General features: G+C 63.2%; 17 protein-coding genes. 7 read left to right on the top strand and 10 right to left on the bottom strand.

Annotation, left to right across the window (positions count from 1 at the left end; all coding sequences use genetic code 11):
* Window positions 1-108: 108 nt before the first annotated feature.
* Entirely contained in the window at window positions 109-834 is a 726-nt protein-coding gene (locus tag AC2FNL_RS18045; protein WP_496834582.1) for an SDR family NAD(P)-dependent oxidoreductase, read from the top strand.
* Window positions 835-837: 3 nt separating this feature from the next.
* Here AC2FNL_RS18045 and AC2FNL_RS18040 read toward each other — a convergent pair whose 3' ends face one another.
* The gene (locus tag AC2FNL_RS18040) at window positions 838-2,490 is read right to left on the bottom strand and encodes a DUF6504 family protein (RefSeq protein ID WP_496834581.1); all 1,653 of its coding nucleotides are present in this window, start codon (window positions 2,488-2,490) and stop codon (window positions 838-840) included.
* A gap of 67 nt (window positions 2,491-2,557) precedes the next feature.
* Entirely contained in the window at window positions 2,558-2,845 is a 288-nt protein-coding gene (locus tag AC2FNL_RS18035) for an I78 family peptidase inhibitor (RefSeq protein ID WP_496834580.1), read from the bottom strand.
* 130 nt (window positions 2,846-2,975) lie between these two features.
* On the opposite strand from AC2FNL_RS18035, the gene AC2FNL_RS18030 reads away from it, so the two are divergent.
* Entirely contained in the window at window positions 2,976-4,088 is a 1,113-nt protein-coding gene (locus AC2FNL_RS18030) for an S-(hydroxymethyl)glutathione dehydrogenase/class III alcohol dehydrogenase (RefSeq protein ID WP_496834579.1), read from the top strand.
* An 88-nt stretch (window positions 4,089-4,176) separates the two neighbouring features.
* Window positions 4,177-4,893, top strand: a complete 717-nt coding sequence (locus AC2FNL_RS18025) for an NYN domain-containing protein (RefSeq protein ID WP_496834578.1) — start codon at window positions 4,177-4,179, stop codon at window positions 4,891-4,893.
* 26 nt (window positions 4,894-4,919) lie between these two features.
* Here the strand turns inward: AC2FNL_RS18025 and AC2FNL_RS18020 are convergent, their stop codons facing one another.
* The 4 genes from AC2FNL_RS18020 to AC2FNL_RS18005 all read right to left on the bottom strand — a co-directional run bounded on the left by AC2FNL_RS18020 (window position 4,920) and on the right by AC2FNL_RS18005 (window position 10,820).
* Window positions 4,920-5,858: a DMT family transporter gene (locus tag AC2FNL_RS18020; RefSeq protein WP_093964386.1), complete on the bottom strand. Its 939-nt coding sequence runs from the start codon at window positions 5,856-5,858 to the stop codon at window positions 4,920-4,922.
* Window positions 5,859-5,973: 115 nt separating this feature from the next.
* Window positions 5,974-6,387: a group III truncated hemoglobin gene (locus AC2FNL_RS18015; RefSeq protein ID WP_496834577.1), complete on the bottom strand. Its 414-nt coding sequence runs from the start codon at window positions 6,385-6,387 to the stop codon at window positions 5,974-5,976.
* Between the two features lie 16 nt (window positions 6,388-6,403).
* Window positions 6,404-9,358 (bottom strand): error-prone DNA polymerase, encoded by a 2,955-nt coding sequence (locus AC2FNL_RS18010; protein ID WP_496834576.1) that lies wholly within the window; start codon window positions 9,356-9,358, stop codon window positions 6,404-6,406.
* 247 nt (window positions 9,359-9,605) lie between these two features.
* The gene (locus tag AC2FNL_RS18005) at window positions 9,606-10,820 is read right to left on the bottom strand and encodes a DUF1214 domain-containing protein (RefSeq protein ID WP_496834575.1); all 1,215 of its coding nucleotides are present in this window, start codon (window positions 10,818-10,820) and stop codon (window positions 9,606-9,608) included.
* A 111-nt stretch (window positions 10,821-10,931) separates the two neighbouring features.
* On the opposite strand from AC2FNL_RS18005, the gene AC2FNL_RS18000 reads away from it, so the two are divergent.
* Entirely contained in the window at window positions 10,932-11,939 is a 1,008-nt protein-coding gene (locus AC2FNL_RS18000; protein WP_496834574.1) for a helix-turn-helix domain-containing protein, read from the top strand.
* Between the two features lie 136 nt (window positions 11,940-12,075).
* Here the strand turns inward: AC2FNL_RS18000 and AC2FNL_RS17995 are convergent, their stop codons facing one another.
* A complete protein-coding gene (locus AC2FNL_RS17995) occupies window positions 12,076-13,068 on the bottom strand; it encodes an ABC transporter ATP-binding protein (protein WP_496834573.1) in 993 nt (330 codons plus the stop codon).
* An 89-nt stretch (window positions 13,069-13,157) separates the two neighbouring features.
* On the opposite strand from AC2FNL_RS17995, the gene AC2FNL_RS17990 reads away from it, so the two are divergent.
* Window positions 13,158-13,337, top strand: a complete 180-nt coding sequence (locus AC2FNL_RS17990) for a zinc-finger domain-containing protein (protein WP_496834572.1) — start codon at window positions 13,158-13,160, stop codon at window positions 13,335-13,337.
* A 126-nt stretch (window positions 13,338-13,463) separates the two neighbouring features.
* Window positions 13,464-16,265 (top strand): DNA polymerase I, encoded by a 2,802-nt coding sequence (gene polA, locus AC2FNL_RS17985; protein ID WP_496834571.1) that lies wholly within the window; start codon window positions 13,464-13,466, stop codon window positions 16,263-16,265.
* Window positions 16,266-16,314: 49 nt separating this feature from the next.
* Here the strand turns inward: polA and AC2FNL_RS17980 are convergent, their stop codons facing one another.
* Window positions 16,315-16,545 (bottom strand): DUF2798 domain-containing protein, encoded by a 231-nt coding sequence (locus AC2FNL_RS17980; protein ID WP_170340948.1) that lies wholly within the window; start codon window positions 16,543-16,545, stop codon window positions 16,315-16,317.
* Between the two features lie 76 nt (window positions 16,546-16,621).
* Window positions 16,622-17,374, bottom strand: a complete 753-nt coding sequence (locus AC2FNL_RS17975; protein WP_496834570.1) for a hydroxypyruvate isomerase family protein — start codon at window positions 17,372-17,374, stop codon at window positions 16,622-16,624.
* Window positions 17,375-17,548: 174 nt separating this feature from the next.
* On the opposite strand from AC2FNL_RS17975, the gene AC2FNL_RS17970 reads away from it, so the two are divergent.
* Entirely contained in the window at window positions 17,549-18,493 is a 945-nt protein-coding gene (locus tag AC2FNL_RS17970; protein WP_496834569.1) for a DMT family transporter, read from the top strand.
* Here AC2FNL_RS17970 and AC2FNL_RS17965 read toward each other — a convergent pair.
* Window positions 18,490-19,065, bottom strand: coding sequence for a DUF1285 domain-containing protein (locus AC2FNL_RS17965; protein ID WP_496834568.1), 576 nt, complete (start codon window positions 19,063-19,065; stop codon window positions 18,490-18,492). The two genes, AC2FNL_RS17970 and AC2FNL_RS17965, sit on opposite strands and share 4 nt — an antisense overlap.
* Window positions 19,066-19,129: the final 64 nt, after the last annotated feature.

Genomic DNA, 19,129 nt, shown 5'->3' with positions numbered 1-19,129 from the left:
GCTGGTGATCCGGGGTCTGCCCGTCCGCGTAATGAAAGGTGTTATGATCGAGACAACCCACCCCAAGACCGCGGCTGTTCACGCTTCGGCAAATGCGAACCGCCCGGCATGAGCAGTTTTGACGGAAAAACCTATTGGATCATCGGCGCCAGCGAAGGTCTGGGCCGGATGCTTGCCGAAGCCTTGGGCGGTCAGGGCGCGCACCTAGTGCTGTCCGCGCGCAGTGCCGAGCGGCTTGAGCAGATTTGCGCTTCGCTGCCCAATGCCCGTGCGGTGCCGCTGGACGTGACCGATCTGGCGCAGGTGCGCCGCGCCGTGGCCGAGATCGGCCCGGTGGACGGTCTGGTCTACAACGCCGGGGCCTATGAGCCGATGCGCGCGCAGGACTGGAAGACCGAAGCCGCGCTGGCCGTCAGCGACGTGAACTATTCAGGCGCGCTGCGGGTTCTGGGGGAAACCGTGCCGGCCATGGTGCAGGCAGGGCGTGGCGACATTACCCTGATCGGGTCGCTGGCGGGCTATCACGGACTGCCTGCGGCGATCGGGTACGGGTCCAGCAAGGCGGCGCTGATATCGCTGGCCGAAACGATGCGGCATGACCTGGCGGGAACCGGGGTGACGGTGCGCATCGTCAATCCGGGGTTCATCAAGACCCGGCTGACCGACAAGAACAGCTTCAAGATGCCGATGCTGATGGAGCCCGAAGACGCCGCGCAGCGCGTGCTGCGCGCAATGGCGCGCCGGCGCTTCCGTACCGACTTTCCGGCGCCGTTCTCATGGGTCATCCGGCTGATCGACTACCTTCCGGATCTTCTGGTCTATCGCGGAAAATAGACTCTAACCAAAGCGTCCCTGGCAGAACCAGCCCGCCGACATGGTGCCGCCATGGCCGTAGAACAGCCATAGCCGTTCACCCTGTTCGGTCACCACCACCCAGTAATCGCGCACGCCGCTGCGCCAGTTGGGGTCATCCAGCCACCATTCCGGGGCGATCCGCTCCGGGCCGGTGGCCTGCGCCAGTTGCCAGTCGCGCCCGCGCCAGCGGAAATTGGCGGGCACATCAGGGCGGTCGGGGGCCATCACCGGCTCGGGTCGCCACATCAGCAGGGGGCGCGGGCGCGGCGGGGCGGGCCAGTCGCGCGCCGGTTCCGACCAGGCCGCCGCCAGCGTCTGGGCGGTTTTCTCGGGGATGTGCGAGGCCGCCGGGTGCTGCCGCGTGATCGCCTCGAGCCCCACCCGCGCGCCCAGTTTGCCGATCAGGTCGTCCAGCGCGGTGTTCCCCTCCAGCCGGTTGCGGACGGCGCGGCTGGCTTCGGCATGGCCGGTCAGGGTGCGGGCATGCACCGGCTCGGTCTGCACCGCCGCAAGGCGCAGCATGTCGATTCCATAGCCCGCGTCGATCTGGTCAATTTTCATCTCTAACAAAGGGCGAATGCGGTGTTTGTCATGGCTCGGGCGGGCCAGCCCGATCTCGACGATCTCGGCCGCCTGATCGGTGCGATGCGCCTCGAGCCGCAGAGTCCGCGCCCCGCGTGCCTTTTCTTCCAGCCGCGTGCACAGGGTCGGCAGCATCCGGTCGATGGCGGCCATCACGTCCTCGGCCAGGCCGATCGGGTTGGGCAGGGTCATCCGCACCGCAAAGTGATGCGGGGGATGGGCGGGTGAGACCGGCTCGGGCGCGCTGCCCATCGCCTGATCCAATCGCAGCACCAGCCCGCGCCCAAACCGGCGGGCCAAACTGGCACGCGGCTGGCCCAGCAGGTCGCCGATCCGCCGCAGGCCCAGCCGGTTCAGCTGCGCCACGGTCTGGTCGTCCAGCCGCAGCGCCGCGATGGGCAGGGGGCTGAGCGCGCCATAGGCCTGCCCCGGCGGCGCAATCCGGGCCCCGCCGCCCACGGCCATCACCTGCGGCGCGGCGCCGCCCTTGGTCCAGTGCCGCCGTTTGCCGGCGCGAGCGCGGGTGGCGCGGGCCTCTTGGGAAATGGCGTCGCCATTGCGGTCGGACGTGGCCTCTTGCCCGGCATAACGCGCCAGCGCCCAGGCCGCGCCCAGCGTGTCGGCGATGCCCATCTGCACGCTCAGCCCCATGTCGGCGCAGTCGGTCTCGATCACGTCCAGCAGCGCCTCTTCGCCGCCGAACAGATGGGCGCAGCCCGACAGATCGACGATCAGGCCATCGGGCGCTTCTTCGGCCACCCAGGGGCTGAACTTGCCCGCCCAGCGGCGCAGCGCGGTCAGAAAAGCGGCCTCGGCCGGGGCGTTGCGGGGGCGGGTGACAAGAGCCGCGCACATGGCATGGGCATCGCGCACCGGCTGGCCCACGCGCAGACCGGCGGCCTGTGCATCAGTGTTCAGCGAGGTGATGACCTGCATGTTCGACTGTTCGGCCACCACCGCCAGCGGGCCGGAGTGCAGGCCCCGCGCGGCGCGGATCAGCCGTTCGGCCCCCAGACGGGGAAACCACAGCGAGAGTATTCGGCGTTTGGGCATCGGGCAGACATCAAAGTGTTCTCACTTTGTTCCTATCCGAGAATCATGCTCCGAGTCGAGTCCGCCCTTATCCGCAGGTCAGCCGCTGAATGACCCCGGCTCCGTTCACATAGACGTTCAGCCGGTCGATGCGGTAATCCTGCGTGGCGATGTCATCGGGGCCCAGAACGCGGCTCCGTTCCGGCAGGCTGGCCTGAATGGTCGAGACCGGCTGCCCCACGGATTGGGCAAAGGGTTCGCCCTTGCAGAAGGCCAGATCCACCGGGGCGGTATCCAGCTCGGCAGAGCCCGGTTCGGGCAAGTCGGTTTCGGCGCAGGCGGCCAGGACGATCAGGATCGGGATGAACCGGTACATTGGCGCTCCTCTTTTCGGCAATGTCGTTTCTGAAATATCAAAAGCTTACAGAGACTGCCATGAAAGCGCAGTTGAAAACACCCTGTATTTGACGCAGGGTCGGGTCAAACAAGACAGGGAGACAAGCAACATGCGAACCCGTGCCGCCGTCGCCGTTCAGGCGGGCAAGCCCTTGGAAGTGATGGACGTGAACCTCGAAGGCCCCAAGGCGGGCGAGGTTCTGGTCGAGATCAAGGCCACCGGCATCTGCCATACCGACGAATTCACCCTGTCGGGCGCCGACCCCGAAGGCCTGTTTCCGGCAATTCTGGGCCACGAGGGCGCCGGCGTGGTGGTCGAGGTCGGCCCGGGCGTGACCAGCCTGAAGCCGGGCGATCATGTGATCCCGCTCTACACTCCCGAATGTCGCGAGTGCGAATACTGCCTGCACCCAAAGACCAACCTGTGCCAGGCCATCCGCGAGACGCAGGGCAAGGGTTTGATGCCCGACGGCACCTCGCGTTTTTCGACGTTGGATGGGGATCCGATCCTGCATTACATGGGCTGTTCGACCTTTTCGAACCACACGGTCCTGCCGGAAATCGCGTTGGCCAAGGTGCGCGAGGACGCGCCGTTCGACAAGATCTGCTACATCGGCTGTGGCGTGACCACCGGCATCGGCGCAGTGATCAACACCGCCAAGGTTGAAATCGGCAGCCGCGCCATCGTGTTCGGCCTGGGCGGCATCGGCCTGAATGTGATCCAAGGTCTGCGTCTGGCCGGGGCTGATCAGATCGTCGGCGTTGACCTGAACCCCGCCAAGGTCGAGATGGCCAAAAAGTTCGGAATGACCGATTTCGTGAACCCCGCCGAGGTCGAGGGCGATCTTGTCCCCTATCTGGTGAACCTGACCAAGGGCGGTGCGGATTACACCTTTGACGCCACCGGCAACGTGCAGGTGATGCGTGCGGCGCTGGAATCGGCGCACAAGGGCTGGGGCGAATCGATCATCATCGGCGTGGCACCCGCGGGGGCCGAGATCTCGACCCGTCCGTTCCAGCTGGTCACCGGCCGATCGTGGCGCGGCACCGCTTTCGGCGGCGCGCGTGGGCGCACGGACGTGCCCAAGATCGTCGACTGGTACATGGAAGGAAAGATCGAGATCGACCCGATGATCACCCACACCATGGGTCTGGACGACATCAACAAGGGCTTTGACCTGATGCACAAGGGCGAAAGCATCCGGTCCGTCGTGATCTACTGAAACCCAAATCTGAACGGGCGGGGTTACACCCGCCCGCTTTTCCTCCTATGTTCAGTTCAGAATTTTACGTCTGAATTGAGAGACCAAGTTGACCAACACCACCACAGAACGACTTGCCGTTCTGATTGACGCCGAGAATGTTCCGGCAAAACACGTCGCCGAAATCTTCGAAGAAGTTGCCACACTGGGCGAGGCCAGTCTGCGCCGGATTTACGGCGATTTTTCCGGCGGCACCCCGCAGGGCTGGAGCGCAGAGAAACTGGCGGAATACGCCATCGTACCGCACCAGCAATTCGCCAATACCACCGGCAAGAACGCCGGAGACATCGCCTTGGTGATCGACGCGATGGACATTCTGCATTCGGGCCGCTTCGACGGGTTCGTTCTGGTGTCCTCTGACAGCGATTTCACCCGTCTGGCCAGCCGCATCCGTGAACAGGGGTTGAGGGTATACGGCATTGGCGAGCGCAAGACGCCCAAGGCTTTCGTGGCGGCCTGCAACCGGTTCATTCTGATCGAAAACATCAAGAAAGAAAGCAGCAGCGGCGAAAAGACCAAGAAGGCTCCGTCGAAGAAAGACCTGAACCATGCCTATCAGCTGATCCGCAATGTCGTGCTCAAATCCGACGAGCCGGATGGCTGGGTCACGCTGGGCTGGGTCGGCCGCCAACTGAGCATGAATTACCCGGATTTTGACACGCGGACCTACGGGTCCAACCGGCTGAGCGATCTGGTCCGTGAAATCGGAAAGTTCGAAGAAACCGGCGAGAACGGAAATATCAGGATCCGCTGCAAAGAGAGGTAACGCGGCCGTTTGGCCGCGTGGCGGTTCTAGGACCCCGGTCGCGCCGAGGCCCCGGTGTCGGAACGCGGCGAGCGGACGCGCAGAACCGGCTTGTTCGGCGATACATTTGCCCGGCTTTCGCGCCAGACGACGAAGATGCCCGATGCGATGATGATCGCGGCCCCCACGGCCACCCATTTGTCGGGCTTTTCCCCAAAGAACACTGCGCCGAAGATCGTGGCCCAGATGATCTGGCTGTACTGGCTGGGCGCGACCACGCCAGCGGGCGCCGCGCGATAGGCCAGGATGATCAGGTGCTGGGCGATCACCGAGAACACGCCGACCAAGGCCATCATCGCCAGATGGATCAGCGAAGGTGGCTGATAGACCGCCGGTTGCGCCAGGCTCATGACCGCGATCGCCAGCAGCATCGGATATAGAATCAGCACCGCCGAGCGTTCCTCGTTTCCGATCTTGCGCACCAGCACGGATGCGAAGGCGCTGCAGAAGGCGGCCGTCAGGGCGGCAAGGTGGCCCAGGGTGATCTCGGTCGCGCCGGGCCGCAGGACGATCAGCACCCCGATCAGGCCCACGCCCACCGCGGCCCAGCGTTGGGCGCGCACGACCTCGCCCAGTATCGGGATCGACAGGACGGTGACGATTAGCGGAAAGGAAAACAGCAGCGAATAGACCTCGGCCAGGGGCAGGACCGAAAAGGCGTAGAAGGCACAGGACATCCCCGTGACCATCAGCCCCGAGCGCAGCATGACCAACCATGGATGGCGGGGCAGGAAGTTTCCGGTGGCCTTGTCCGCCAGAATCGTGACCGCCATCGGCACAAAGGAAAACAGCGTGGCGAAAAAGATGATCTGCAGCACGGAATAGGTGCCGCCCAGCGTCTTGATCAGTGCGTCATGGGTGGCAAAGACGGCAAACCCGAGAAAGGCAAAGCCAAGTCCCTGAACGGTCGAGTTCTGTGTGCTCATCTGGCTGGTCTCGGGCGGTTGGATGCTGTGGCAGGTGTTTGAGGTCTGATTAAACCCAATCGGCAGAGTCGGATAGTCCAAACTTTACCGCTAACATCCCCGCGGGGCCGGCCGTTCAGCGCAGGATCGGCGGAGCCCCGGCCGGTTGGCGGGCGGCCGCGACACCGGCCTGCATCCCCGCGCCGATGCGGCGGGCCAGCGCCATCCAGGGCGTGGCCGTTTCCGGGGGCAGGGTGCGGTGGGCGACCTCTTCGAACAGGTCCAGCCAATGGGCGAACATCTCGGGTTTCACGTCCGGGCGCTCGATATGCACGCGCTGCGGATTGCCGCTGTAGCCGCGCTCGTACAGGATAGCGTTGCGCCAGAAGGCGGCGATCCGGTCCTCATGCGCGGGCCAGTCGGTGACGTGGCGGTTGAAGATCGGGCCCAGCAGGGCGTCCTGCCGGACGCGGGCGTAGAATGCGGTGACCTGCGCCCGGATCTGTTCGGGCGTGGCGGGAAAGCGTGGGGGCAACACGGGCCGGGTCATGGTCGGGGCTTTCGATTCAGGCTCTGTTCCGGGCAGATACCGCGTTTTCCGGCCCGGATGCAGGGGCTGAATTGTCGCGCTGTCCCGGCGTCAGCAGGTGCCGCAACAGGGCCACCGGGTGCGCCCGCAGGCTCAGCCGGGTGGCGACGTAATCCTCGACCACCTGTTCGCCCAGCGACATCTGCGGCAGATGGGCGGCGGGCTCATCCAGTGCCTCGCCTTCCAGATCCTGCGCGAACAGGGGCAGAGGCCGGGCGGTGGCGATCGCCTTGGCCTGCCACAGCGCCTCGCGCCGGGTCAGGCCGCAGGCGTCAAAGGCATCGGCCTCGGCCAGACGCTCGATCACCGAGGGACCAAGGCCCGCGCGGCGCCAGACGTCGTCAACCTGGTGGTAGCCGTTGCCGCGCGCGGCGGTCAGCCAACTGGCGTCCTCTTCGCTCAGGCCCTTGATCTGGCGAAAGCCCAGCCGCAGGGCCAGCCCGCCATGGCCGTCGGGCTCCATCACGTTGTCCCAGAAGCTGGCATTGATGCAGACCGGGCGCACCTGCACGCCATGCTCGCGCGCATCGCGAACGATCTGGGCGGGGGCATAGAACCCCATCGGCTGCGAGTTTAGCAGCGCGCAGGCGAAAATCCCCGGATGGTGGCACTTGATCCAGGCGCTGGCATAGACCAGCAGCGCAAAGCTGGCCGCGTGGCTTTCGGGGAAGCCGTAGGAGCCGAACCCCTCGATCTGCGAGAAACAGCGCTCGGCGAACTCGGCGTCATAGCCGTTGCGCTGCATCCCGCGCAGGAACAGGGTGCGGAATTCGCTGACATTGCCGTGTTTCTTGAAGGTCGCCAGCGAGCGCCGCAGCCGGTCGGCCTGTTCGGGGGTGAAACCCGCGCCGACGATGGCGATCTGCATCGCCTGTTCCTGGAACAGCGGCACGCCCAGCGTCTTGCCCAGAACCTCGCCCAGTGCGTCCGAGGGGAAGCTGACCTCCTCCTCGCCGTTGCGGCGGCGGATATAAGGATGCACCATGTCGCCCTGGATGGGGCCGGGGCGGATGATGGCGACCTCGATCACTAGGTCATAGAAATTGCGCGGCCGCATCCGGGGCAGGAAGTTCATCTGCGCTCGTGATTCCACCTGGAACACGCCCACCGAATCCGCGCGGCACAGCATGTCATAGACCGCCGGGTCCTCGGGCGGCAGGGTGGCGAGCGTATAGCTGGTCTGGTGGTGCTGGGCGATCAGGTCGAAGGCCTTGCGGATGCAGGTCAGCATGCCAAGGCTCAGGACATCGACCTTGAGGATGCCCAGCGAGTCGATGTCATCCTTGTCCCAGCAGATGACGGTGCGGTCCTCCATCGTGGCGTTTTCGATGGGGACAAGCTCGTCCAGACGGCCCTCGGTGATGATGAACCCGCCCACATGCTGGGACAGGTGGCGGGGGAAGCCGTTGATCTGGTGCACCAGCGTTAGAGTCTGTTTTAATCGTCGATCCTCGGGGTCGAGGCCGATCTCGCGCATCCGCTCGGCCTCGAGCCCCGCGGTCGAGAAGAACCCCCACAGCTGCGAGGACAGGGCGGAAATCGTGTCCTCGGTCAGGCCCATGGCGCGGCCCACCTCGCGGATGGCGCGCTTGCCGCGATAGTGGATCACCGTGGCGCACAGCCCCGCGCGGTGGCGGCCATAGCGTTCATAGATGTGCTGGATCACCTCTTCGCGGCGTTCATGTTCGAAATCCACGTCGATGTCGGGCGGCTCGTCCCGCGCCTCGGAGACGAAGCGTTCGAACACCATGGTGCCCATCTCGGGGCTGACCGAGGTGACGCCCAGGCAATAGCAGACCACCGAATTGGCCGCCGAGCCGCGCCCCTGACACAGGATCCCGCGGCCGCGGGCAAACTGCACGATGTCGCGGACGGTCAGGAAATAGGGCTCGTATTTCAGCTTGCCGATCAGGGTCAGCTCATGCGCCAGCATCGCCTTCACCTTTTCGGGGGCGCCGGCGGGATAGCGCCATTTCAACCCTTCATGCGCCAGACGGTGCAGGCGCTGGGCGGGGGTTTCGGTGCCGCTGACCTCGCTGGGGTATTCATAGCGCAGCTCGTCCAGCGAAAAGGTAAGTTCCTGGCTGAGCGCATAAGCGCGGGCCACGGCGCCTTCATGCCCCTTGAAGATGCGCAGCATCTCGGCCCCGGACCGCAGGCGCTGTTCGCCGTTGGCCAGCGCGTGGCGGCCCAGATCGTCCACCTTGCGGCGCAGCCGGATCGCGGTCAGCACATCGGCCAGCCGGCGGCGCGACCCGTGATGCATCATCGGTGCGGCACTGGCGATGGTGGGCAGGCCCAGATGGCGCGATTCAGTCTCTAACAAATGAAAAAATGCCGCATCCGCCCCGTCATAGCGGGGATGCATCAACAGGTGCATGCGCCCGGCAAAGCGGCGCGTCAGCTGTTGCGCCTGTGTCCGCCACCCGCTCGCGCCGCCGGTCGGACCGCCCGCCTGTGGCCAGAGCAGCAGGTGCAGACCGTCGGAAAACTCCAGCAGGTCGGACAGGTGCAGGATGCAGTCGCCCTTGGCCGCGCGCAGCCGTCCGGTGGACTGGAGGCGGCACAGGTTGGCCCAGCCCTGCCGGTTGATGGGCAGGGCGGTGACGGGCGGGGCATCGGTAAAGAGCAGCCGCGCCGACGGGATCAGGCGCGGCACCGCATGCACCGGGAACGAGGGCGGTTTCGGGATGTGATCGGGGCAGGGCGGGCCGATGGGCGTGTTCTGCTCCTCCCACGCGCGGCGCTCGCGCACCTTGCGGGCGATCTCGCGCGCCTGGGTATGGGCGCGGACGATCCCGGCCACCGAGTTGTCATCGGCGATGGCGATGGCGGGCAGCCCCAGGGTGACGGCGCGCTCCATGTACTCCTCGGGGTGCGAGGCCCCGGTGAGGAAGGTGAAGTTCGACGTGATCGACAGCTCGGCATACATGGCGAGTCGTCATTATATTCTTGTTTTGTTCTTTTTCGAGTCCCTGTCTGCATTGCGCAGGAATTGGGTTGTTGATTCAGGTGCGGTGAAGTTCTGGTTCGAGCCCAGAGCGACAATCGGAAGGGCGGCACCACGTGGTAGTTGCCGCCCTCCCCTGGTTGTTGTCGCGTTGTTCGGGATGCGCACTCACATGGCACGACATCTCTTTCTCGATAGCGAACTGTATCGGCGCCAAATTGACAGTCTATCACTTCATAAGTTCGATCTCGCCCGGTCGCCACGATCCGTCAAACCAAGGCTCGAGAGGGCCATACAAACGCAATACGGTCGACCACGATTTGCCCGGCATCGTCTGTATCCAGTTGCCTTCTTTGCCTTCAGGCGCTTCAGGCGCGAACCAGACAGTGTAACTTCCGTCTTCATTCGCTTCCAATGTCGGTTGGTTGCTGTCGACCCCTGCGAGTTTCTGATCAGTTTCGAGCAGTGAACGGGTCTGGGTGTCGTAGACAACGAAAGACCAGTAGTCCTGCGCGGGCGGATTTGGGGGGATGGTGACGGAATAGGTGTTACTCCCGTCGAAGTAGTTCCCGTCACTGTCCCGGTTTGCCAGCGCATATTGCGACCCGACACCAACCTTCTGTGCAACCATGGCAGGCGTAATGCCAGTCGCGTAGTAGTGGAACAGGGTCAAGTCCTGAAAGAATGTCTCGTTGTAGTATGGAAGCGAGTCGTACGGCACTTCTGACGCTTCGAGATAGTTGTTGGGTGGCGGATTGTCGGCCTCAGACAGGTAGTACACTTTGATCGTCTGAGCGTACTCGGCCGCATCGGCGTCCGTTCCGCCATTCGTCAGTTTTGGCCGGAATGAAAAACCGTATTCGTAGGTATCTGTTTCAAAGGGAAGGTATCCCGCCTCAGTTAATTCCTCTAGGGACATGTCCCCTTCATAGCCTGGGGGTAGCATGAGGTACTTGCCGCCGGCACCTTCATCGAAACCATCGGGACCAACGTCCACGATAGGAACATCCCAAGCATTCACGATTGTACCGAAGTAGTTCACCTTGTCGGTGGCAGCGGGCACTTCAATGACAAGGGGACCGGGTTCCGAGGTCATTGAAGCCCAAGCATAGGCCGTAACATCGTTAGCCGTAAGAAACCCATGTTTGGAATCGAACGGCTTGTTGAGAAAAATGATGTCGTTGTAGTCGCCACCGAGGTCGCGGCGAATGCCCTTCAGAAAATCGATCATACCTGCGGCGGGCATTCCCCAGATTGCAGTCTGAGTGGCGCGCTGCACCATGATCTTGTACTCGATGTCCTCGACTTCGGCTGATCGTGCAAGGATGTCACCCGTGTCGTTGAAAGACTGGGAAAGAACTGGCGAGGAAGAAATACCCACAAAAAGCGCCACGCCAAAAAGATGCGTCGACAAACCGCTGTGTGATGGCCCAAGTATCTTCATGGCGCAATGCTCCCTGCTGTTTGTGGAAAGCTTGCACATCCGACCAGCCGATGCGTATCATTTCACGACACGCGGGCAAACAAGCGGGTTGGCGGATTGAACCTACCACCGATGATTTCGGCCAAGGCCTTGGGCGCGATGCCCCAGTTCGTGCTTGAGGCCGCAGGGGAAAGGCGCCTGTTGCGTGCTTTTGACTCGGCCGATCTTCCTGTTCACTTCATTGAGGAAAGAGGCGGTTACATCTCGGAGCATGCCTTGGCGACCTTTGTGCACGAAGCCGCACGATCCGCGGGACAACAAAACATCGGATTGTTGTGGTCACCTTATCTCACCGTCGCTGATTACGGCGCCTGGGGGGGTTACGTTCTTTCTGCTCCAACGCTGGGGGCAGCGCTAATACGAGCTTCTGCCGTCATGCCATTTCATTCGTCCACGGATCGCGCATGGCTTGAAACTTCAGGCACTAGCGCGCGTTACTGTTATCGTTTTGGACTTCGCTCGCATTTAGCGTATCCGGACTTCGGTTTCTCGGCCGTTGGGGTTTTTCTGAGCATATTCCGCGCGTATTTAGGAAACGACTGGAAGCCATGGGCCGTGCTCTTGGACTTCCCGAAGGTTCCTGGATTTGTCGAGGCAGAAGACACCTACGCTTGTCCTGTAGTCTGGAACGCCTCCCGGCTTGGGGTTGAGTTTGATGCATCGGCTTTGCGAGCCGAAGCCACGCCCCAAAAACTTACCGGCGGGTCGACAACCGTCGGAGATATTTCTCGCGAACGATTGGGCGGCCCGCCCCAAACACTTCGAGGACAAGTCGAAGAGGTGGTTTGGCAACAACTCCATCGGGAGGAAATGTCGATTGATGCCACCGCGCGTTCGCTCGATCTTGGTGTTCGCACACTACAACGGAAGTTAGCAAGCGAAGGGGTTCGTTTTCGCGAAATCGTCAACGATGTCAGGGTAGCAAGGGCCGAGGAACTCCTCACAGATACGCGCGAGACAGTTTCCAGTATCTCCTCCATCCTAGGATATGAAACCGCAAACAACTTCAGCCGCGCATTTAGGAAGGTGACGGGACTGACGCCCTCTGACTATCGCAAGATGAACTCCGACTCTAGTTAACTTATGGGTCGCGAGAGCATTCTTCCAATGTCCGATTCGTCCCGCTATGCCGCCATGCAAGGGCGGCGCGGCGGATGGCCTTATGCTGTTCTGTAAGAGACCTCATCTGCCCAGACCGAAGTGTCACAGGGCCTAGTCACAGCTTGACCCGGTGCAGGCCCCGGCGCGGCTGGTCCTGATCGTCGGCCGGGGCATCGTCGGCGCGCGAGGAGGTGAGGGCCAGGAAAACGTCCTCGAGATCGGCCTCCTCGGTGCGCACGTCGCGGATGCGGATGCCGGCCTGCCGGACCGCCTCGAGCACCTGCTCGGCACTGGTTTCAGGGCTGCGGTAATGCAGCGACAGGCTGCCGTCGTCGCGCAGGCTGGCCTGAACACCGGGGGCGGCGGGCAGGGCCGTCACGGGGTCCTCGGGGGTGATGACCATGGTGCGGCCGTCCATGCGGCCCAGCAGGTTGGTGGTGCTGTCCTGCGCCACCTTTTCCCCGTGGTTGATGATGGCGATTTCGTCGCACATTTCCTGCGCCTCTTCCAGGTAATGGGTGGTCAGGATGATGGTCATGCCCTGCTGGTTCAGCTTGCGCACATTGGCCCACAGCATCTGGCGCAGCTCGATGTCCACGCCGGCGGTGGGCTCGTCCAGCACCAGAATTTTCGGGTGGTGCACCAGTGCCTTGGCCAGCAGCAGCCGCCGCCGCATTCCGCCCGACAGTGTGCGGGCATAGGCCTCGGCCTTGTCGCTGAGGCCGACCAGTTCGAGAATCTCGTCGCTGCGTCTCTGTGATTTCGGCACGCCATAGAGCCCCGCCTGAACCTCGAGCGCGCCGCGCGGGGTGAAGAACGGGTCGAGGTTCAGTTCCTGCGGCATCACGCCGATGGAGGCGCGAGCCTGGCGCGGGTTGCGGTCCTGGTCATAGCCCCAGATCGTCACCTGGCCGGCGGTCTTGATCACCAGCCCCGCCAGGATGTTGATCAGGGTCGATTTGCCTGCGCCGTTCGGCCCCAGCAGGCCAAAGACCGACCCGCGCGGGATATCCAGGTCGATGCCCTTCAGCGCGTGTTTCTCGGGCTGGCCCTTGCCGCCGCGATAGGTTTTGCGCAGGCCGCGAAGGCTGATCGCTGCATCGGTCATTGCTGGCTCTTGCCCCCGGTTTCTTGATCGCTCATAAACGCACCTAATGCATGCCCGCGAGGCCGACAACCAGTGAAGGATCGCACGCCGTGACAATCGAAGCTCCGGAAACCAAGATCGTCGAGACAAACCGTGTCGCCTGTGATGGCGGCGAGGGCGCGCTGGGCCATCCGCGCGTCTGGTTGCAGATCCCCGAGGATCAGGGCTGGGTCGAGTGCCCCTATTGCGATTGCAAGTACGTGCTGAAGGGGCACGAAGCAGCGGCCTGACCACCCATGGCCTGTCGGGTCGGAAGAATTTGACCGAACACAGCAGACGGCCACGCGTGACGGGTGGCCCTGACGGCGCGCCCATGCCATGAGTTGGGTTGGCAAAGACGAGGGAAAGGGCGCGCGATGACAACGGGATTCGGAAAAGGCTGCCATCTGCATCTGATCGACGGATCGGCCTTCATCTTTCGCGCCTATCACGCCCTTCCGCCGCTGACGCGGAAATCGGACGGGTTGCCGATTGGCGCCGTTTCGGGCTTTTGCAACATGCTGCAGCGTTACGTGGATGGCGACCACGGCCCCGATGCGCCGACCCATCTGGCAGTGATCTTCGACAAGGGCTCGCACACCTTCCGCAATGACATGTACGACCTCTACAAGGCCAACCGCGAGGCGATGCCCGAGGACCTGCGCCCGCAGATCCCGCTGACCCGGCAGGCGACCGAGGCCTTCAACATCGCCTGCAAAGAGCTGGAGGGATACGAGGCCGACGACATCATCGCCACGCTGGCCTGCCAGGCGCGCAAGGCCGGGGGGCGGGTGACCATCGTCAGTTCCGACAAGGACCTGATGCAGCTGGTGGGCGACGGTGTCGAGATGCTGGATGCCATGAAGAACAAGCGCATCGACCGCGAGGGGGTGTTCGAGAAATTCGGCGTCTACCCCGAGCGCGTGGTGGATGTGCAGGCGCTGGCCGGTGACAGCGTCGACAACGTGCCGGGTGCGCCGGGGATCGGGATCAAGACGGCGGCGCTGCTGATCAACGAGTTCGGCGATCTGGAGACGCTTCTGGACCGCGCCGAGGAGATCAAGCAGCCCAAGCGCCGCGAAACCCTTATCGAGAAACGAGATCAGATCGAGTTGTCGAAAAGGCTGGTGCAGCTGGATTGCGAGACACCGCTGGATTTCACGCTGGATGATCTGGAGTTGCGCGACCCCGATCCGGACAAGCTGATGGAGTTTCTGGCCGAGATGGAGTTCCGCACTCTGACCAAGCGGATCGCGGACAAGCTGGGGGTCGAACCGCCGGTGATCGCGGATACACTGGCGCCGGCGGCAGATGAGCCGCAGGCCGAGGACATTCCGTTCGATGCCAGCAAATACGAATGCGTGCGCGATGCGGCCGCGCTGCGGAAATGGATCGATCAGGCCTATGAGCGCGGTTGGCTGGCCGTGGACACCGAGACCACGGGCCTAAACGAAATGATCGCCGATCTGGTCGGCATCTCGCTGTGCATCGAGCCGGGCGAGGCCTGTTATATCCCGCTGACCCACCGCGACGGGGCCAGCGACGACCTGTTCGGCTCGGACGCGCTGGCCGAGGGGCAGATGCCGCTGGACGAAGCGCTGGCGATGCTGAAACCGGTGCTCGAGGATCCGTCGATCCTGAAGATCGGGCAGAACATGAAATACGACGCCAAGATCTTTGCGCGCTACGGCGTGGATGTGGCCCCGATCGACGACACTATGCTGATGTCCTATGCCATGCATGCGGGCGAGCATGGGCACGGCATGGACACCCTGTCCGAACGCTATCTGGGCCACACGCCGATCCCGATCAAACCGCTGCTGGGCTCGGGCAAATCGGCGATCACCTTCGACAAGGTGCCGATCGACGAGGCGACCGCCTATGCCGCCGAGGATGCCGACATTACCCTGCGCCTGTGGAAGCTGTTCAAGCCGCAGTTGCACCGGGCTCAGGTGACCACCGTCTATGAAACGCTCGAGCGCCCCTTGGTGCCGGTTCTGGCCGAGATGGAGATGCATGGCATCAAGGTCGACCGCGATGTGCTGAGCCGTATGTCGAACGCCTTTGCCCAGAAAATGGCCGGGTTAGAGGCTGAAATCCACGAGTTGGCCGGAGAAACCTTCAACGTCGGCTCGCCCGCGCAGTTGGGCGAGATCCTGTTCGACAAGATGGGTCTTGAGGGCGGCAAGAAGGGCAAGACCGGAAAGTATTCGACCGGCGCCGACGTGCTGGAAGATCTGGCGACCGAGCATGAGCTGCCGCGCCGGGTGCTGGACTGGCGGCAGCTGTCCAAGCTGAAATCGACCTATACCGACGCGCTGCAGACCCATATCAACCCCGATACGGGCCGGGTGCATACGTCTTATGCCATCACCGGGGCGAACACGGGGCGTCTGGCCTCGACCGACCCCAACCTGCAGAACATCCCGGTGCGCACCGAAGAAGGCCGCCGCATCCGCGAGGCCTTCATTGCCGAGCCGGGCAACGTGCTGGTGTCGCTCGACTATTCACAGATCGAGCTGCGCATCCTCGCGCATATCGCCGATATTCCGGCCCTGAAACAGGCCTTTGCCGATGGGCTGGACATCCACGCCATGACCGCCTCGGAAATGTTCGATGTGCCGCTGGACGAGATGACGCCCGAGATCCGCCGCAAGGCCAAGGCGATCAATTTCGGCGTGATCTACGGCATTTCGGGCTTTGGCCTTGCGCGCAACCTGCGCATTCCGCGGGCCGAGGCGCAGGGTTTCATCGACCGCTATTTCGAGCGCTTCCCCGGCATCCGGCGCTATATGGACGACACCATCGCCTTTGCCAAAGAGCATGGCTATGTGCAGACCCTGTTCGGTCGCAAGATCCACACGACAGAGATCAACGCCAAGGGTCCGCATGCGGGGTTTGCCCGCCGCGCGGCGATCAACGCACCGATCCAGGGCACGGCGGCGGACGTGATCCGGCGGGCGATGGTGCGGATGCCCGAGGCGATCGACGGGCTGCCGGCCAAGATGCTGCTGCAGGTGCATGACGAACTGCTGTTCGAAGTGGCCGAGGACGCGGTGGAAAAGACCATCGAGATTGCGCGCGACGTGATGGAGAACGCGCCCGATCCGGCGGTGAAGCTGGACGTGAAACTGACGGTGGATGCGGGCAAAGGCGCCAACTGGGCCGAGGCGCATTAGGCAAGCGCCGTGCCGCTCATCAGGCCCTGTGGGCCATCTTCGCGGCAGGTCAGGCCTCGGGCCTGACCAACAGCGCGACCAGTCGACGGGTCAGCGGGGCCATGACCAAAACCACCGCAAACGCCACCGGCCAGCTGATGCTCCATGCGCCCATCCAGCTGGCAAAGGTCTCGGGGCCCAGCCCGATCTCTTTGACCGTTGCGATGCAGGTCACGATGCAGGACATCAGCCCCGACAGGATCAATCCGAACAGGACGGGGGCAAAGCGGGCGGGGATCATACGGCTGTTCCTCTACTGAATCGCCACTTCGTATGCGATATTCAAGATGTGATTTCCAGTGCGCAGGCGCACAGGACTATCGCATCCAGTGCAGAGAGGCTTCGGTGCGCTGGGTCGAGGGCGTGTATTCGGCGCTGACCCAACCGTCATAGCCGCTGTCGTCGATTGCTGTGAACAGGGCGGGGAAATCGGTCTCGTCGCGGCCGGGTTCCGACCGGTCGGGGGCCGATCCGATCTGAACATGTACGATCCGGTCGCGGAATCTGTCCCAAACGGCCTGGGCATCGCCATGGATCATCCGGGCATGAAAGCTGTCGAATTGCAGGCCGACATTCAGGCGGTCGATCCGGTGCAGGCACGCGGCGGCCAGATCATAGTCGTTCAGGAAATATTCGGGTTGCGAGACCGGGTTCAGCGGTTCGATCGTGAACTGCTGATGGGGTGCAAAATCCGCGGCCCATTGCAGGTTGCGCACGAAACAGTCCTGCGCGTCCGCCCCCGAGGCATAGCCCGCCATCACATGGATCAGACCGGGTTTCAGTGCCTCGGCATAGCGCAGGACGCGGCGGATGTCGGACTGGAACCGCCCCTCGCCCCCCGGAACGGCCGCATAGCCGGGCTGGCCGCCGGTATAGTTGGGCGGCGGCGCGTTGATCAGCACAAGGTCCAGACCGTTGGTCATCAACGCGCGGCGGGTTTCCTTGGCCGCGATATCGTAGGGGAACAGGATTTCGACCGCCTTGAACCCGGCATCCGCGGCCGCCCTGAATCGGTCGAGATAAGGCAGCTCGGCAAAGAGCAGCGAGATATTGGCGGCAAATCGGGGCATTGTCCTCTCGGTCCGATGGCATGCTGACCTTAGTCGCGGGCGGTGCGCAGAGAAAGGGTTTGAAAACGACAATATGTCGAAAATCGGCCAGACCGGCGCGAGCCGAATGTGAACGGTTGGGGTATTGCAGCGAATCATTTTCGTGGCGCTGCACCAACAAAAGGATTGAAGCCGATGGCGATGAGTCCGGACCCCGTTCGCGGGCCCAGTTTCGCTGTGCCCGGTGCGCGGCAATCCGCCTTGTCCGGAAACGGGTTGGCGGTGGCGTCGATGCTGACCTGGGCGGCCGGATTCCCGGCGGCCGAAATCCTGCTGCAGACCTGGCCGCCGGTTGCCTTGCTGGCTGCGCGGCTGATGCTGGCGGTGGCCGTGATGATCCCGATCTGGCTGTGGATCGATGGCGCGGACGCGGTTCTGCGGGCGCGTTGGGCCCATGCGATGCGAGTGGGCGGGTTTGGGCTTGGATTGGGCATGTTCCTGATCATCTTGGCGCAGAAACTGACCGATCCCGTTACTGTTGCCATCATCGCGTCCTGCGCGCCCTTGATTGCGACACTGCTCGAGTTGGCCGCGGGAACGCGCAGATTGCGGTGGAACTTCGCGCTGGGTGTTGCTGTTTCGATCATCGGCGGCCTGATCGCAACCAGCGCGGTGGCGCCGGCCCAGCTGGGGTTGGGTGCGCTCTGCGCCATCGCCTCGACCGCGCTTTTCTGCTGGGCCAGCATGGCGACCGCGCGGGACTTCCCGGACCTCAGCCAAACCGGACGTACCACGATCACGCTGATCGGCGGCACGTTCATGGCCGGCGCGCTGTTCTATCTGTCGAGCGTCCTCGGGTTCGAAGTCTGGCCATCGTCGCCGATCGACCCGCAGCAGGCAGGAATGCTGGCGATCTACGCCGTGATCTCCCTCGGCCTCAGCCAGGTTCTGTTCATCGCTTCGATCGGCCGGCTGGGTGTTGCTCTGGCGTCATTCCACATCAATGTGGCACCGTTCTACGTGATGCTCATCATGGTGGTTCTGAGTTCGGAGTGGAACTGGACCCGGGCGCTGGGCGCCGGAGTCGTGGCGCTGGCGGTTGTCCTTGCGCAAGACCGTCCCGCACGACGGGTTGCCTAAGGCGCTTCTTCGGCGCGACCCAAGACAAAGAACTGCCCGCCGGACCAGACCCCGACCTGCCCGGCGCGTTCCGTGGCAATGTCCACAAGGCGGTAGAAACTCTTGCGGTCGATCCGCGCCTCAAGGTTCGATCGCACCAATATGTAGGGTCTTGGCTCGTTTGTTTCCGGGTCTATGGCAACCCGTATCGGGTGATCCGGACCTACCGTCACAGTATCGCCGACATGGGTGGTAAAGGTCAGAATCTGATCCTCGTCCGCGCCGGTCCGGTCGAAATCGACCGCCACAAACGGTGCGTCTTCGACGATGATGCCGACCTTTTCGACAGGGGTGACCAGAAAATAGGCGTCCCCTTCTTTCTTAAGAATTGAGGAAAAAAGCTTCACAAGCTCGAACCGGGTGATGGGCGACCCTAGATAATACCAGGTGCCATCGCGCGCGATGCGCATGTCCAGATCGCCGCAGAACGGAGGATTCCAGCTGTCGACAGGGGGCAGACCCCGCGGTTTGGCCGCCTTGACCGAGGCCGCCAGACCCTCAGGGGACGGTTTCACAGGATTTTGTCCGCTCATTGTTTTTGCCATTTCCTCTCAGCGCGATACACTTCAACCATAATAAGTCCACGGAAGGGAAAGT

The sequence above is a fragment of the Ruegeria sp. CRTD044 genome, from assembly GCF_059613485.1.
The sequence above is the reverse complement of the archived record's forward strand: the minus strand, read 5'-3'. Positions and strand labels throughout refer to the sequence as shown.